11 protein-coding genes are annotated in these 14,353 nt (G+C 52.2%); 9 read left to right on the top strand and 2 right to left on the bottom strand.

The window, feature by feature from the left end; genetic code table 11:
- Nucleotides 1–57: 57 nt before the first annotated feature.
- From ACYVBJ_RS25890 to ACYVBJ_RS25880, 3 genes are all read left to right on the top strand, one after another.
- Entirely contained in the window at nt 58–1,443 is a 1,386-nt protein-coding gene (locus tag ACYVBJ_RS25890; protein ID WP_460985185.1) for an OmpA family protein, read from the top strand.
- Between the two features lie 44 nt (nt 1,444–1,487).
- Nucleotides 1,488–1,772 (top strand): hypothetical protein, encoded by a 285-nt coding sequence (locus ACYVBJ_RS25885; RefSeq protein WP_460985184.1) that lies wholly within the window; start codon nt 1,488–1,490, stop codon nt 1,770–1,772.
- Nucleotides 1,773–1,872: 100 nt separating this feature from the next.
- A complete protein-coding gene (locus ACYVBJ_RS25880) occupies nt 1,873–2,757 on the top strand; it encodes a trypsin-like peptidase domain-containing protein (RefSeq protein WP_460985183.1) in 885 nt (294 codons plus the stop codon).
- 447 nt (nt 2,758–3,204) lie between these two features.
- Here ACYVBJ_RS25880 and ACYVBJ_RS25875 read toward each other — a convergent pair whose 3' ends face one another.
- Nucleotides 3,205–4,293 carry a hypothetical protein gene (locus tag ACYVBJ_RS25875; RefSeq protein WP_460985182.1) on the bottom strand — a complete coding sequence of 363 codons (1,089 nt, stop codon included), beginning with the start codon at nt 4,291–4,293 and terminating at the stop codon, nt 3,205–3,207.
- 263 nt (nt 4,294–4,556) lie between these two features.
- Between ACYVBJ_RS25875 and ric the strand changes: the two genes are divergently transcribed.
- The 3 genes from ric to ACYVBJ_RS25860 all read left to right on the top strand — a co-directional run bounded on the left by ric (nt 4,557) and on the right by ACYVBJ_RS25860 (nt 7,834).
- Nucleotides 4,557–5,294 (top strand): iron-sulfur cluster repair di-iron protein, encoded by a 738-nt coding sequence (ric, locus tag ACYVBJ_RS25870; RefSeq protein ID WP_460985181.1) that lies wholly within the window; start codon nt 4,557–4,559, stop codon nt 5,292–5,294.
- A 63-nt stretch (nt 5,295–5,357) separates the two neighbouring features.
- Nucleotides 5,358–6,632: a hypothetical protein gene (locus ACYVBJ_RS25865; protein ID WP_460985180.1), complete on the top strand. Its 1,275-nt coding sequence runs from the start codon at nt 5,358–5,360 to the stop codon at nt 6,630–6,632.
- A 116-nt stretch (nt 6,633–6,748) separates the two neighbouring features.
- Nucleotides 6,749–7,834 (top strand): M20 family metallo-hydrolase, encoded by a 1,086-nt coding sequence (locus ACYVBJ_RS25860; RefSeq protein ID WP_460985179.1) that lies wholly within the window; start codon nt 6,749–6,751, stop codon nt 7,832–7,834.
- 89 nt (nt 7,835–7,923) lie between these two features.
- Here ACYVBJ_RS25860 and ACYVBJ_RS25855 read toward each other — a convergent pair whose 3' ends face one another.
- Nucleotides 7,924–9,039, bottom strand: coding sequence for a carboxylate-amine ligase (locus ACYVBJ_RS25855; RefSeq protein ID WP_460985178.1), 1,116 nt, complete (start codon nt 9,037–9,039; stop codon nt 7,924–7,926).
- A 145-nt stretch (nt 9,040–9,184) separates the two neighbouring features.
- On the opposite strand from ACYVBJ_RS25855, the gene ACYVBJ_RS25850 reads away from it, so the two are divergent.
- The 3 genes from ACYVBJ_RS25850 to ACYVBJ_RS25840 all read left to right on the top strand — a co-directional run bounded on the left by ACYVBJ_RS25850 (nt 9,185) and on the right by ACYVBJ_RS25840 (nt 14,302).
- Nucleotides 9,185–11,035, top strand: coding sequence for a glycoside hydrolase family 2 protein (locus tag ACYVBJ_RS25850; protein ID WP_460985177.1), 1,851 nt, complete (start codon nt 9,185–9,187; stop codon nt 11,033–11,035).
- 195 nt (nt 11,036–11,230) lie between these two features.
- Nucleotides 11,231–12,079: a sialate O-acetylesterase gene (locus tag ACYVBJ_RS25845; protein WP_460985176.1), complete on the top strand. Its 849-nt coding sequence runs from the start codon at nt 11,231–11,233 to the stop codon at nt 12,077–12,079.
- A 144-nt stretch (nt 12,080–12,223) separates the two neighbouring features.
- Complete coding sequence (locus tag ACYVBJ_RS25840) at nt 12,224–14,302, top strand: outer membrane protein assembly factor BamB family protein (protein WP_460985283.1); 2,079 nt, start codon at nt 12,224–12,226, stop codon at nt 14,300–14,302.
- Nucleotides 14,303–14,353: the final 51 nt, after the last annotated feature.

Here is a 14,353-nt window from a genome sequence, read left to right as displayed (position 1 = left end):
CCTTTCCGAACATTCATACGTTCGCCCGGTTTATGCTACGTAACCAACGTATGAAAAATGGCCGTTCATTTATTATCCTTACTGAAAGATCAGTTCACACCCGGCGTAATTGATCAACTCGGCGGTGAGCTGAACGAATCTCCGGCTAATACGCTCAAAGCCGTTAATGGATCGCTACCGGTGCTGCTTGGCGGCCTTACCCGACGGGTGCAGGCAACCGGCGGAGCAACATCCATCATTAATTTTCTCGAAAAAAACGATTATAGCCAGACACCGTTCGATGTATCGCAGGTGGTGGATACCCACCGCGAAACCGCTGATACGACAGCCGCTGGCCGCCCTTTTCTCGACGAGGTTTTCGGGGATTCGCTCTCCCGCACCGGCGAACTGATTGGTACGTACAGTGGCACAAAACCCCAATCGGTCCTGACGATCTTAGGCTTGGCGGGATCGGTGCTGATGGGCGTGCTGGGTCGGCAGGAGCAGGAGAAGGGTTTGACCGCCGAAAGTTTGAAAACACTACTGTTAGGCCAGGCCACCGAGTTTCGCAAAGCGGTGCCGAGTGGTCTCGATGGAGTGAGCAGCCTGCTCGGCTTCGACCAACTCGTTACGCCCGCCGGTCCGCAAACCGAGGTGCAGGGCACTGACAACTTCAGCGGAACGATCGTTAACCCAAACATTCCAAAAAGTGCCGAGGGCGATCGTCGGCACGAAAATGTTCGCTGGTTACGCTGGGCTATGTTTGCGCTGGCTGCCCTGGTGATTGGCTTGCTGGTGCAGAAATGCAGCGAAAATCAGAATGGCGTCGATGGCGTAAGCACTGATTCAACGGCCAGAGTGGAATCGGATGCCGCCGAAGATACGTCGGCTGCTACCAAACAAAGCATTCGGGATGCGAACGGACAGGTTGCCGACTCGACAGCACCGGGTGCGTTGGGTATTCGGGATTCTGCTACGTCGGATGCCGGCGGGTCATCCGGTCGTGGGCCAGAGGTGCGAACCCAGGTCGAACTGCCGGGGGGGCGTCGGCTGAATCTGGTCGAAAACTCATTTACGGCTAAACTAGCTCAGTTCCTGGGCAGTAAGCCGAAGCAGCCCGAGCGCACGTTTACGTTCGACAACCTTACCTTCGAAACCAACTCGTCGCGGATTACCGTCGAATCTCGTCCAAATGTGAATGACCTGATTGAAATCATGAAAGCTTACCCCGGTCTTCACATTCGGGTTGAAGGTCATACAGACAATACCGGTGACGCCAGTACCAACAAAAAGCTTTCGCTCGACCGGGCAAATGCCGTTAAAGAAGCTCTTTCGGCGGCCGGTGTTGAATCGGATCGGGTAACTACGCAGGGATTTGGGGCCTCGAAACCAACCGCCAGTAACGATTCGCCGGAGGGACGGCAGCAGAACCGGCGGATTGACGTAGCCGTTACGAAATTATAAGGCGGATAAATCAACTAACTCAATGAATGAAAACGATGACACGTATGAATGCAAACCGGATTAAACACAGTCTCTTAACGGGTTTACTGGTCGGGGCCAGTCTGACCGTCTGGAGTTGTTCCGGAAACAAAGAAAATAGCAGCGAATCGACGTCGACAGGTACCATGAGCGATTCGGCCAATGCCACTGCCGATAGTTCCGTATTTGGCCGCCAGGGCGATACGCTTAACTCATCGAGCATGAGTGCTCCGCAGCAGGCACCACCCGATAGCGCCAGTGCCGGTGGGGCCGTAGTGCCCGCTGAAATAAAGGTGAAAGCCAAAAAGTAGACGGATTGAAGCAGCTACAAAATCGGTGAGCAAGTAAGTTGGCGGGTAATCGTTTATTTTGCCAATCAATCGACTTGCTCACCGACTTACTCTGTTGCTTATGTTTGTTGACGCCATTGAACGCGTTGATCCGTTTACCCGACCTGTGCACTCCATTGTCCGGCTGTATGGTCACGATCAGATCGTACCGGGCAGTGCTACGTTATTTTTTGTGAATGAAGAAGGCTGTGCCGTCACCTGCAAGCACGTAGCCGAACTCATTGCACAGACCGATACAATTCATCAGAATTACCGGAGCTTTCAGGGTGCCCGCCGGGATGTGCTGCGCGAAAAGGACGCCGGGCAGCGCATCAGTCAGCTAGAAACAACGTTTAAGCTGAAATCCGACACGATAATTCGGGTGCGAAACAGCTTTATTTCCTGCGTAGATCAGTACAAAGAACTGACCATCGACGCGCACCCAACTCAGGACTTGGCCATTCTGCGCTTCAAGGGCTACAACCGAACCCTATACCGATCCCATGCCGTACTGCTGGGCGATACCAGCCGCGTAAAGCCGGGTCGCAGCCTGTGCCGGCTCGGATACCCTTTTCCTGAATTTACGAACTATCGCTACAATCCATCTACGGACGATATTGAATGGACTACGGAAGGACGTATCGCTTCACCCCATTTTCCGATTGATGGCATCATTACCCGATTACTGAGCGATCAGCAAGCCATTACGGGTATTGAAATGAGTACGCCCGGCCTGCGCGGACAAAGTGGAGGACCGCTGTTCGATCCTAAAGGCATTATCTACGGTATGCAATCGGCTACCCGGCACCTGCACCTTGGCTTTGATATTGAAGATCGTCAGGTACTCGTGAACGGCCGCAAAAGCCGGGTGTCGAACTACCCATTTCTAAACGTTGGCCAGTGCGTTCATGTAGATGTAATCAAGGCATTTCTTCGGGAGCGGGACGTAAAATTCTACGAAGAGTAGATTGATCAGTTGTAGTTTAGACGACGGAGTCGTGTGTATAGTGATTAAGGTGAGTCAATAAGTGTACTGAATTGCCGGGAAGTGTATCGAACACCACAGCGCTCATCGTAAACAATATACTTTTATGTGATTCACCCCAGCAGAAGTGCACGGCGCACTTAACACCTGGCGGCTGCGGTACTTATTGTTTCGCTCTGTGTACTATCCCTGTGCGCAGATTATAAAGCCGAACGACGAAGCCATTCTTGGTGGCGTTCCCTTATCCTGATAATGCTTGAAACAGGAGCTGTATTTACGACCGAAAAGTGCCTTATCGGCATGGTCAGCACGGTATGCATGCTGGTATGTAAAAAATAGCGCCGTAGCAATACGTATTGAAACGGGTTGCTACCCAGGTCGATATGTAGTTGCCAACCCGTTTTCTGTCTGAGCGTGCTGACAGGTAAATCAGACCGGTACGCTTTCAGGAGAAGGGGCTGGTGATAAGATCCGGTAGGCCGTTACCGCAACGGTACCAAAGAAGCCGATCAGGGCTACCGCCTGCATAATTCCGCTGGTTGCCCGCCAAGCGGTTTGCTGGTGCCAGTCGCCCATGAGTCGAATGAAAAGGGCAAGGCTGTTTAAGGCTATCCACCCGTAATAAGCCGGGTGGAACAACACTTTATGCTGGCCCAAAATTCCGGGCAGGATAATAGGCGCATGCGCAAAAATCATGGAGAACACGAAGCCCAGAAAAAAACTGTGAAGGGCCGCATCGTACCAGAATACGGTCTGCTCCGGAAGCAGAAATAACCCTCCGCTGACGAGCAGCCAGCCATACCCGACGATAAGAGCTATACCACTATAGCGAGGTTGACCAGGCTTGCGAATCGATTTAAAAGCCATGTCGTAGCGGAGCAGCCACGTGGCAATCAGCAGTAAGCTAACTCCCGCAATAGAACCGCCAAACCCATGAAATGGCAGGAATAAACTCACCACGAACAAAGCCAGTGCTAGCCATAAAAGGGTAAGTTGCCAGATAGTTACGGGTAAAAAACGGCTCAGTTCGAGTCGTTCGGCCACAATGGTTAGCAGCAAAAAGGCGATCCACCACGGAGCAGCAAGTGGATAAAATCCTGTGTTTAGCAGTAAGATGTGCCCTACAACCAAGCAGACACTTCCGCCGAAAAGAACGTAGTAATAGCTATGCCGATGGCGAATCAGAAACAGATAAGTCATTAGAGCCATACTTAAGCTCCCGGCAACCAGCAAGGCATGACCCAGCGCCGGCTGGTTGAGCCAGTAAGCCGGGAGACTCAGGCCGTTCAAGGCGGGGCCCACCAATGCCCAGCGGGTCTTGAAAACCACGGCCCGTTCGAGCAGAATGAGCGTAGCCAAAAAAGAACCAATCATCAAGGCGCCGTGCTGACCAAGAGCTTCAGTGAGCGGGACATTCCAGCCTAAACGGCCTAATCCACTAAAGATACCTAGCAATAAGGAGGCAATGGCTATTGGCAGCACCAGTAGCGAATGAAGGGAGAAAGATGGAGTTCTCATATCCGGATGGATGAATACCAATTAACGTCGATAAGCATCAGTACTTCACTCATTGAGTCAATCGGTCAAAATAAGTAGGTCGCAAAGATTAGGATGATGACCTAAATCAGCCGGATACCTTACTTTGGTCAAGTAGGGTACTGAATGGCTTCTTTACTTTTAAGGCTGAATTAAACAAGCCACGTTCTATCGGTTGGTCAGTTCATAAACCATTGCTAGTTAGTATTGGCCGTTGACCGGTCAGAACGTGTATACACAGAAATATGATAACAGCATCTGATTTTGACGCCAGCGCCATAACGGTCGGTGAGATTGTTGCCGACGATATACGGACGGCTGAAGTATTCAAACAAACAGGCATTGATTTTTGCTGCAACGGAAAGCGAACGCTGGCTGCGGCCTGTCAACAGGCTGAGGTAGCTGTGGAAACGGTACTTGATGCCTTGCACCAACTTCAAACCACCGAGCGCCTGCCGACCGAACGGTTCGACGAGTGGAACCTCGACTTTTTAGCTGATTACATCCTGAACGTTCACCATGGCTACCTGTATAAAAACCTGCCTTTACTCGAAGAACTGGCTATTAAGGTATCGACTAAACATGGCGATCGGTATCCCGGCCTGAAGGTAGTACGTCAGCTAGTTGAGGAGCTAAAGGCGGATCTGCTGGCGCATTTGCACAAAGAGGAGATTGCCTTGTTTCCCTTTATCAAGCAGTCAGTAGCGGCCCGGCGTAGCCCTGAGTCGATGTCAGACGTTCAGCTCCTCTCGCTGAAAGCGCCCATTGACTGTATGGAGCATGAACACGACTCTGCCGGGGTGCTTTTGTATCAACTTAAAGAACTTACAAACAACTATATTCCCCCGGTCGATGCCTGTAACTCCCACCGGCTGTTGCTGAGCAAACTGGCCGAGTTGGAGACTGATCTTATGCAACACATTCACCTGGAAAACAATATCTTGTTTCCGAAGGCACTGGCACTTGAGGCTAATCAGTTGTAAGGCATCCTACTGCCTTAATTGAAGGGACACCACCAGAGCGTCGTTGCGTAATACCGTATTTTGATGAAGATGAATGAAGCGGGCGTGGTAAATGCTCTACAACACGAGCAGCGAGGTTGGCGACTGGCAATGGGATGGTGGGTCGTGGCGGGCGCGATTGGCGTCCTGCTTCGGTACCAACTCGTATGGCCAATTACCGAATTGAACTATACGTTTCTGCTCCATACACACTCCCATGTGGTGTTACTCGGCTGGACATTCAATGCCCTGTACCTGGCTGTTGTCAACACGTTTGTGGAGTCGGGGAAATCGGTGGCTTACCGGCGGGTGTGGATTGGGTTGCAACTGGCCGTTTTGGGTATGCTCACATTTTTCCCGATGCAGGGGTATGCCGCCGGGTCAATCGCGTTTTCCACGTTACACGTTTTTATTTCCTACTACCTGGCCTGGCGAGTTTGGCAGGATGTCCGGTGGGATCGGCGCTTGTCGACTCGTCTGCTGCGGTGGGGCTTGCTGTTTCTGGTAGCATCGACACTAGGCCCTTATGCCCTCGGCGTTCTAAAAGCGCGTGATCTGCAAGAAAGCATTTGGTACAACCTGGCCATTTATTTCTATCTTCATTTTTTGTACAATGGTTGGTTTGTCTTTGGCTGCCTGGCGTTACTGTTCCGCTGGACCGAACAGCGCGGTTTAGCCCTTACTCAGCCCACCGAACGTCGCTTGGTTGCCGTGCTAGTTGGGTCATGTATAGGCACCACCGCATTGTCAGCACTCTGGACGAATCCACCGCTTCTTGTCTGGCTGCTGAGTGGTTTGTCGGCATTTGTCCAGGCAGGAGTAGGAGCATGGCTGATTCGCTGGTTACTTGCGCATAGGAGACAAGTAAGTGAGCCGCTCGACTCCAACGCTTACCGGCTTTTCAGGCTGGCCCTGTTCAGTTTTTGCCTGAAGTTAAGCCTGCAGCTCCTGTCAGCCTTACCGTGGGCGGCTGCGTGGACGTTTCAGCAGCGGCACCTGGTTATTGCCTATCTGCATCTGGTATTTATCGGCTTCGTTACGTTCTTTTTGCTGGCCTGGGCTTTGCAGCGCAAAACACTACGTTGGTCAACAGGCGCGTTTGGGGCAACAATCTTGTTCTTTACCTTAACGGAGGGCGGACTCGTTATCGAATCGGTGTTGCAGAAAGGGGGAAGCTATCTGCCTTATTTCGGCGAGATTATGTTGCTATTATCCGTTGGATTATGGGCTGGAGTCGTGCTGCTGTGGTTGAAGCAGGTTAACGGACGTTTTGTGCAGGCTGATAAAGCTGATGGTACGTCCATAAAAGCACACGTCTAACCCGAACCGCGCTCGTTTGCTTTGTACATAATATACTGCTTTCATAGACAACCGCCAGCCGCACTCCCGCTATTCCGCGGGTTGGTTGTATCTTTGAGCGGCCAATCTTTCTTTTTATGCCTCAATTGACGGATGTTACCTCTCAACAAAATAGCCTGTCTATCGACGCGCTTGCCCTGCTGAAACAATTAATTGCAACCCCTTCATTTAGTCGGGAGGAAGACAAAACAGCCGCTTTACTTGAAGTATTCTTTCGGGCGAAGCAGATACCGTATCAGCGGCTTAAGAATAATGTCTGGGCTAAAAACCGTCATTTTGACCCGGCGAAACCAACGCTGCTTTTAAACTCACACCACGATACGGTTAAGCCCAACAAATCCTGGACGCTCGACCCGTTTGAACCCCTTGAGCGCGACGATAAGCTGTTTGGGCTCGGCAGTAACGATGCGGGCGGATGTCTGGTGTCGCTGCTGGCGACTTTCGCTTACTTCCACGACCGACCCGATATGGCTTATAACATCGTGATGGCCGCCACCGCTGAAGAAGAAATCTCCGGCCGCGACGGGCTGGAGTTACTCTTGCCCGAATTGCCCCCCATCAGTTTTGCGATTGTTGGCGAACCCACCGAAATGCAGCTGGCCATTGCCGAAAAAGGATTGCTCGTTCTGGATTGTACCGCACAGGGTGTCAGTGGTCATGCCGCCCGCAACGAAGGCGATAACGCGATTTATAAGGCTATTCAGGATATAAACTGGCTGACCACGTATCAATTTCCGAAGGTGTCACCAACGCTGGGGCCGGTGAAGTTATCGGTCACGATCATTAACGCCGGCACGCAGCACAACGTAGTGCCCGATGCCTGTACGTTCACGATCGATGTGCGCGTGACAGAACAGTATACCCTCGAAGAGGTGATCGAAACCATCCGGACCAACCTCCAATCGGAAGTCAAACCCCGTTCCATCCGGCTGAAGCCATCGAGTATTCCGGCCGATCATCCGATTGTACAGGCGGGTATTGCGTTAGGTCGCCATACGTATGGCTCACCAACTACGTCGGACCAGGCGGTGCTAAACTGCCCGTCGCTGAAATGCGGTCCGGGCCACTCCGGGCGCTCTCACTCAGCCGATGAGTTTATCTACCTCCGCGAAATTGAGGAGGGCATCGGCGGCTACATCCGTATGATCGAACAAGTCGTCTGAACTGATTGAGGGGCTGGTTTAACGTGAGTGTTGGATAACTTCTTTTTGTCATGCCTCGGGATGACAAAAAGAAGTTATGTATGCATAGCTTAGCTGTTCTCTTTAGCCGTTTCGGCAATCATAAAGTCAACAACGTCTTCGAGGCTTTCGCGCTTGGCATATTCCTTACGCTGCCGGGTAGCTCCGTTACCGCGTTTAAATAAAGCTCTGACGAGCGCCGAAACTTCATCCCACTCGCCATATTCCTCCAGCGCCGGTCGTACATAGGCCAGCAACTTATCAATCATAGCCCGGGCCGGAATGGCCTGACTGGCCGACGTATCAATCAGATTTTGCTCAAGGCCAAAACGCGCTGCCTGCCAGTGAGCCGCACGTAAAATCTCCGGTCGAACGTGACGAATTTCCACGAATCGTTCGGCTTCGTCAGCACAAGTGCGGGCCAATGCGCGTATTAAACCGGCGAGAAGAACAGCTTCATCGACCGTCAGGCACACGTCAGATACCCGAAACTCCAACGTATTGTAATGCGATGAGGGGCGAATGTCCCAGTAAATCTTGGACGCTTCGTCAATTATACCAGTCGAGATTAGTTCGGCCACTACGCGTTCGTACTCCGACCACGATTCAAATACCTGGGGCACTCCAGTCGTTGGCCAACGCCCCCAGAGTTCGGTTCGGAAGCTGGCGTAACCGGTATCGACACCGAGCCAGAACGGAGAGTTGCTCGCTAAGGCCAGTAGCGAAGCCAGCCACGGACGCGAGCGGTTCATGACCTGAATCGCCAGTTCCCGGTTCGGTATACCGACGTGCACATGGCAGCCAAAGATAAGCTGCTCCCGCGCCAGCTGCTGGTAACTTGTGGCGATCTGTTCGTAGCGCTTCTTTGCCGTTAGTTTTTGATCTTCCCAGTGCGAAAACGGGTGGGTTCCGGCGGCAACGATGCGGCTTCCTTCTTTCCCGGCGGCTTCAATCACGTGCCGACGTAAATGCGTTAGCTCCTGGCGCACATCGCTGACGGTATGGCAGATAGACGTACCGATCTCAATCTGCGACCGGTACAGTTCGGGCGTCACCTGATCGCCCAGCGTCGCCTGCGCTTTGGGCAGAATCGCCTGTACGCGGGAACGTAACTCACGGGTGTCAGGGTGAATGATCTGATATTCTTCTTCAACCCCAATGGTAAACTCTTCAGATTTGGTAGCCACAGAATGGTATGTTTAATACGTTACCAGTCAGACGCTTGATTTGTTTCGGCGATCGGGAACTTGGTTGAAATTAAGATGAGCCGATAAGAAAATGCGGTCTGACTGCTTTATGCATTGTACTCTGTCTACTGATTGAATCTTACTTATGAAAAAGTCATTTCTGCTTCTCACCGTATTTCTGATAAATTACCTGGCCCAGGCGCAGTCATCGGGTTGGCAACCGGTGCAGGGTAAAATTATGTCGCCCTGGGCCGATAAAGTAAACCCGGCCAGCGTCCTGCCCGAATACCCACGGCCACAGCTCGTACGGGGTAACTGGCTTAACCTGAACGGACTATGGGACTACGCGCTCTTGCCAAAGGCTGCCTCAGATACGGCACCCGCGACATTCAACGGCAAAATCCTGGTTCCTTATGCGGTTGAATCTTCCCTGTCGGGCGTCGGGAAAACGGTGGGGAAAGACAGCGTTTTGTGGTATAAACGTACCGTCGCGATTCCGGCCAAATTCAAAGGGCAAAATGTGCTGCTGCACTTTGGAGCCGTAGACTGGCAGTGTGACGTGTACGTAAACGGCCAGAAAGCAGGGTCGCACCAGGGTGGCTACGACCCATTTTCGTTCGACATTACGCCATTTCTGAAAAAAGGAGCGCAGCAGGACGTAACGGTGCGCGTTTGGGACCCAACCAGCGACGGGCCACAGCCACGCGGTAAGCAGCTGAAGCGTCCACAAAGCATCTGGTATACGCCGGTAACGGGTATATGGCAAACCGTTTGGCTGGAAGCTGTTCCAAAAACTTATATCGCATCTACCAAACAGACGCCGGACATTGACAAGAAAACGGTGGCCGTAAAGCCGACTATAAGAAATCTGCGAAGTACCGACCGGGTACGGATTACGGCTTTTGCCGATGGTCAGAAAGTAGCCGAGCAGGAAGTGAATAGTGGGCAGGATGCGGTCTTAACCCTAAATGAGCCGAAACTATGGTCGCCAGAGAGCCCGTTTCTGTACGACCTGACCGTAGCCGTTGTTCGCAATGGAAAGGTCGTCGATGAAGCGAAAAGCTACTTTGCCATGCGGAAGATTTCGGTTGCCCCTGACAATAATGGTGTGCTCCGGATGCTGTTGAATAACCGCTTTGTGTTCCAGTACGGGCCGCTCGACCAGGGTTGGTGGCCTGATGGGTTGTACACCGCGCCAACCGACGAAGCCCTTCGTTTCGATATTGAAAAGACCAAAGCAATGGGCTTTAATATGATCCGGAAGCACGTAAAGGTTGAGCCGGCACGCTGGTATAACTACTGCGATAAGCTGGGTATGCTGGTCTGGCAGGATATGCCCAGTGGCGACATGGGTAACGAGTGGGAGCAACGGCCCGGCATCATTGGCAAAGCGACCGACCGGAACCGTACACCTGAATCGGAGCAGACGTACCGAACGGAGTGGAAAGCCATTATGGATGCTAACCACAACTTTCCATCGATTGTGATGTGGGTGCCCTTCAATGAGGCCTGGGGCCAGTTTAAGACCGAAGAAATTACGAAATGGACGATGGAATACGATCCATCGCGACTAGTGAACAGCGCCAGCGGGGGCAACTTTCATCCGGTTGGCCACATCCTGGATTTACACAACTATCCCGCACCCGCCATGCCTGATCCTGCCTATTTTGGTCAGAAGCAGGTAATCGTTCTAGGCGAGTTTGGCGGACTTGGTTTACCATTGGAAGGGCATACCTGGCAGTCGAAGAACAACTGGGGATACCAGACGTTTAAGAGTGCCGAAGAAATGACCACCCGCTACATGACATTCATGGATCGCTTCGAGGATCTTATAAAGCGCGGTTTATCGGCAGCTGTATACACCCAGACAACTGATGTTGAAGTGGAAACGAACGGGCTGATGACCTATGACCGGAAGGTGGTGAAAATGCCCGAAGCTCAACTCAAGCAAGCACACTCGAAGTTGTATAATCCGTCGCTGGTTAGCTTGAAATAACGCGGATTACAAAAGCTGACGCGCGTCCCCGTTACGGCGGATACGCGTCAGCAAAGGGTTGATCATTAGGTATTTATTATGACGTTTATCCATAACTCACGTTAGATTGGGTTGTTGGCTCGTTTCCAATTTGGAACGCATACCTGGGCGCTTTTACGTAGTATGCAAGCGTTCGAAAAGATTCCTTAAAAAAGCATGGTGCATTCCTTCTTACTAGTTGGGCAGTCCAATATGTCGGGCCGTGGATTTCTGAATGAGGTTCCACCCATTTACGACGAACACATAAAAATGCTGCGGAATGGGCGCTGGCAAACTATGACCGAACCTGTCAATTACGATCGACCTTTTGCGGGAATTGGTCTTGGGGCTTCGTTTGCCGCGGCCTGGCGGTTGAAAAACGGGACTGAAGAGATTGGTCTTATTCCGGCTGCGGAAGGTGGTGCGAGTCTTGACGACTGGTCGGTCGGCGGAGTGCTTTTTGACCATGCGGTATTTCAGGCTCGGCTGGCCCAGCGGAGTAGCCAGATTGAGGGCATTCTGTGGCATCAGGGCGAGAATGATTGCTTTCAGAACCGATCCAGCCGCTATTATGAGAAGTTCGCTGTTTTGGTAGAAGCGTTTCGTCGTGAACTCAATAGCCCTCAAATCCCTCTTATCGTAGGCGAACTCGGTCATTACATTCCCAACGGACGGTATGGTACGTATTTTACGGAGTTTGACGCCGTCAATCAGGCGCTGTTAGCATTCGCCCGCTCACAGCCCAGTTGTTATTTTGTAACGGCATCCGGATTAAGGGCCAACCCTGATGAGCTTCATTTCAATGCCGTTTCGCAACGACGATTTGGTATTCGCTATTTTGAAGCTTATCAGCATCGTCGGCATGTACTGGAGCCGGTTGCCGACGAAACGGATCAGTTGGACCGTATTTATAGCCGACCTTTGTCGAACAGCGAGAAGATGACCCTGGTGGAAAACCAGTTTGCGAGTGGTCACCTTTCTCTGGAGGATTTTGAGCGGCAATTAGCTAGCCTACGTGAAAGCTAACTACTTGAAACGATGCTTTTTTGTCATTCCTGCCAAAATCGGGCTGATAAAAAATTGTTTACTCTTATCTCTTTTTTCTAAGCCTAAACAGTCAGCTCAGCTAATAAAACCATGCTACGTTCGTTGCTCGTCATTGTATTGATAATGTGCCTGATGGCGAGCAAATGGCCGGGGGAGCCTATTCCGGATACTAACTGGATGGAATACAACGGCGACGGCGCACGGAGTCACTATTCAGCCTTGTCGCAGATCAATCCCCAAAACGTAACACAGCTTCGGGTAGCGTGGTCGTATGCGTCGGGTGGGGTCGACACGGCGCTGAACCGGACGCAGATGCAGTGCAATCCCATCGTTATTGATGGTGTGTTGTATGGCGTTTCGGCTGGAACGCAGGCATTTGCGCTGGATGCGGCTACGGGACAGGAACGTTGGAAAACAGCGATTGCCGATAATGGTGGAACAACCAGCCGGGGCGTTACGTATTGGGCCAATGGCACGAATAGACGTATCTTTTTCGGGGCGGGTAAATGGCTGTACGCCTTACATGCACTGACCGGGAAACCAATCGAGTCATTCGGCGAGGGCGGACGTATCGACCTTAAAAAAGGGATAGAACGTCCGGGAGCCGATGAGTACGTAGTATCGAATACCCCCAATACCGTCTATAAAAACCTGATCATTGTTGGCGCTCGCGTGGCCGAAAGTGAAACCGCCTTGTTAGGGGATATTCGTGCTTACGACACCCGGACGGGAAAATTAATCTGGACATTTCATACCATTCCGAAGGCTGGCGAACTCGGTTACGACACCTGGTCACCACATCCGGCGCGGCAGCACGTGGGTGGGGCCAATGCCTGGGCCGGTATGGCTATCGATCGGGAGCGAGGCATTGTCTTTATCCCGACTGGCTCGGCCGCTTACGACTTTTACGGCGGCAATCGGAAAGGGAATAACCTGTTTGCGAATTGCTTACTGGCCCTGGATGCCAACACGGGTAAACGACTGTGGCATTACCAACTGGTGCATCACGACATCTGGGATCGTGACCCGCCCGCTCCGCCAAACCTGCTTACCGTTGTGCAGAAAGATCCCGATGGACGACCCAGACGTATTGACGCGGTCGCCCAGATTACGAAGCAGGGCTACATATTTGTGTTCAATCGGGTAACGGGCAAGCCTTTATTTCCGGTAAACGAACAGCCGGTTTCTGAGAAGGCAGTTGTGGGTGAGCAGCCCAGCGCCACGCAACCCATTCCGGTCAAGCCGTACTTCGCCCGGCAGTCGTTTACCGAAACCGATTTGAATCCGTTTGCTGCGAATCGCGATTCATTGCTGAACGTACTGCGGAAGGCTCAAACGGGTCGGGTCTATATTCCCGGTACAGAGAAGATGACCATTTTCTTTCCGGGCACGGATGGTGGTGGCCAGTGGGGCGGGGCCGCTGCTGACCCGCAAGGCATACTATACGTACCGTCGAAGGAGATTCCGGTGTACACGTCGCTGGTAAAACGTGAACAGCAGCCGACGGGAGCTGCCATGACCGGCGCGCAACTGTATAGCGTACGCTGTGCTGCCTGCCACGGTGCCGATCGTCGCGGTAATCATGATGGGTCCTATCCATCGCTGGTGGCCGTTGACAAGCGATTGTCTACAGCGCAGGTGAATCAGATTCTCTTAAAAGGTCGGGGCATGATGCCCTCATTCGCCCATCTGTCTGAAACGGAACGTACCGCAATCATTGATTTTCTGGCTCAGAAGAACACACAATCGACCGTTGTCAATACACGGCAGGCGGCTGTGCCGTATCAGCATACCGGCTATAATCGCTGGTACGATGCGAATGGCTATCCCGTCAGTACACCGCCCTGGGGAACATTAACCGCCATTGACCTGAACACGGGTGAGCGCCGTTGGCAGATACCACTCGGTGAATATCCAGAACTCATTGCCAAAGGCATACCGCCCACGGGAACCGACAATTACGGCGGACCGCTGGTAACGGCCAGCAAGCTCTTGTTCATTGCCGCCAGCCGGGATGAGCTGTTCCGGGCTTTTGATTCAGAGACGGGCAAAGAGTTATGGCGGGCCCAGTTGCCAGCGGCTGGCTATGCCTCACCGAGTACGTATGCTGTTCAGGGCAAACAATATATCGTCATTGCCTGCGGGGGCGGTAAACTCAAAACAAAGTCCGGGGATCGGTACGTAGCGTTCGCGTTACCCTAAGCAAAAAGGCGTTCCAGATTATCCACGACACTCAATTTATTGGCTTCTTTG

The organism is Spirosoma fluminis (assembly GCF_054778895.1).
The sequence above is the reverse complement of the archived record's forward strand: the minus strand, read 5'-3'. Positions and strand labels throughout refer to the sequence as shown.

What these genes read in the sequence shown, in the direction of transcription:
- ACYVBJ_RS25850 (WP_460985177.1), top strand. Translation starts at nt 9,185, where the DNA reads ATGAAAAAGTCATTTCTGCTTCTCACCGTATTTCTGATAAATTACCTG.
- ACYVBJ_RS25860 (WP_460985179.1), top strand. Translation starts at nt 6,749, where the DNA reads ATGCCTCAATTGACGGATGTTACCTCTCAACAAAATAGCCTGTCTATC.
- ACYVBJ_RS25840 (WP_460985283.1), top strand. Translation starts at nt 12,224, where the DNA reads ATGTGCCTGATGGCGAGCAAATGGCCGGGGGAGCCTATTCCGGATACT.
- ACYVBJ_RS25845 (WP_460985176.1), top strand. Translation starts at nt 11,231, where the DNA reads ATGGTGCATTCCTTCTTACTAGTTGGGCAGTCCAATATGTCGGGCCGT.
- ACYVBJ_RS25865 (WP_460985180.1), top strand. Translation starts at nt 5,358, where the DNA reads ATGAAGATGAATGAAGCGGGCGTGGTAAATGCTCTACAACACGAGCAG.
- ACYVBJ_RS25880 (WP_460985183.1), top strand. Translation starts at nt 1,873, where the DNA reads ATGTTTGTTGACGCCATTGAACGCGTTGATCCGTTTACCCGACCTGTG.
- ACYVBJ_RS25890 (WP_460985185.1), top strand. Translation starts at nt 58, where the DNA reads ATGGCCGTTCATTTATTATCCTTACTGAAAGATCAGTTCACACCCGGC.
- ACYVBJ_RS25875 (WP_460985182.1), bottom strand. Translation starts at nt 4,293, where the DNA reads ATGAGAACTCCATCTTTCTCCCTTCATTCGCTACTGGTGCTGCCAATA.
- ACYVBJ_RS25885 (WP_460985184.1), top strand. Translation starts at nt 1,488, where the DNA reads ATGAATGCAAACCGGATTAAACACAGTCTCTTAACGGGTTTACTGGTC.
- ric (WP_460985181.1), top strand. Translation starts at nt 4,557, where the DNA reads ATGATAACAGCATCTGATTTTGACGCCAGCGCCATAACGGTCGGTGAG.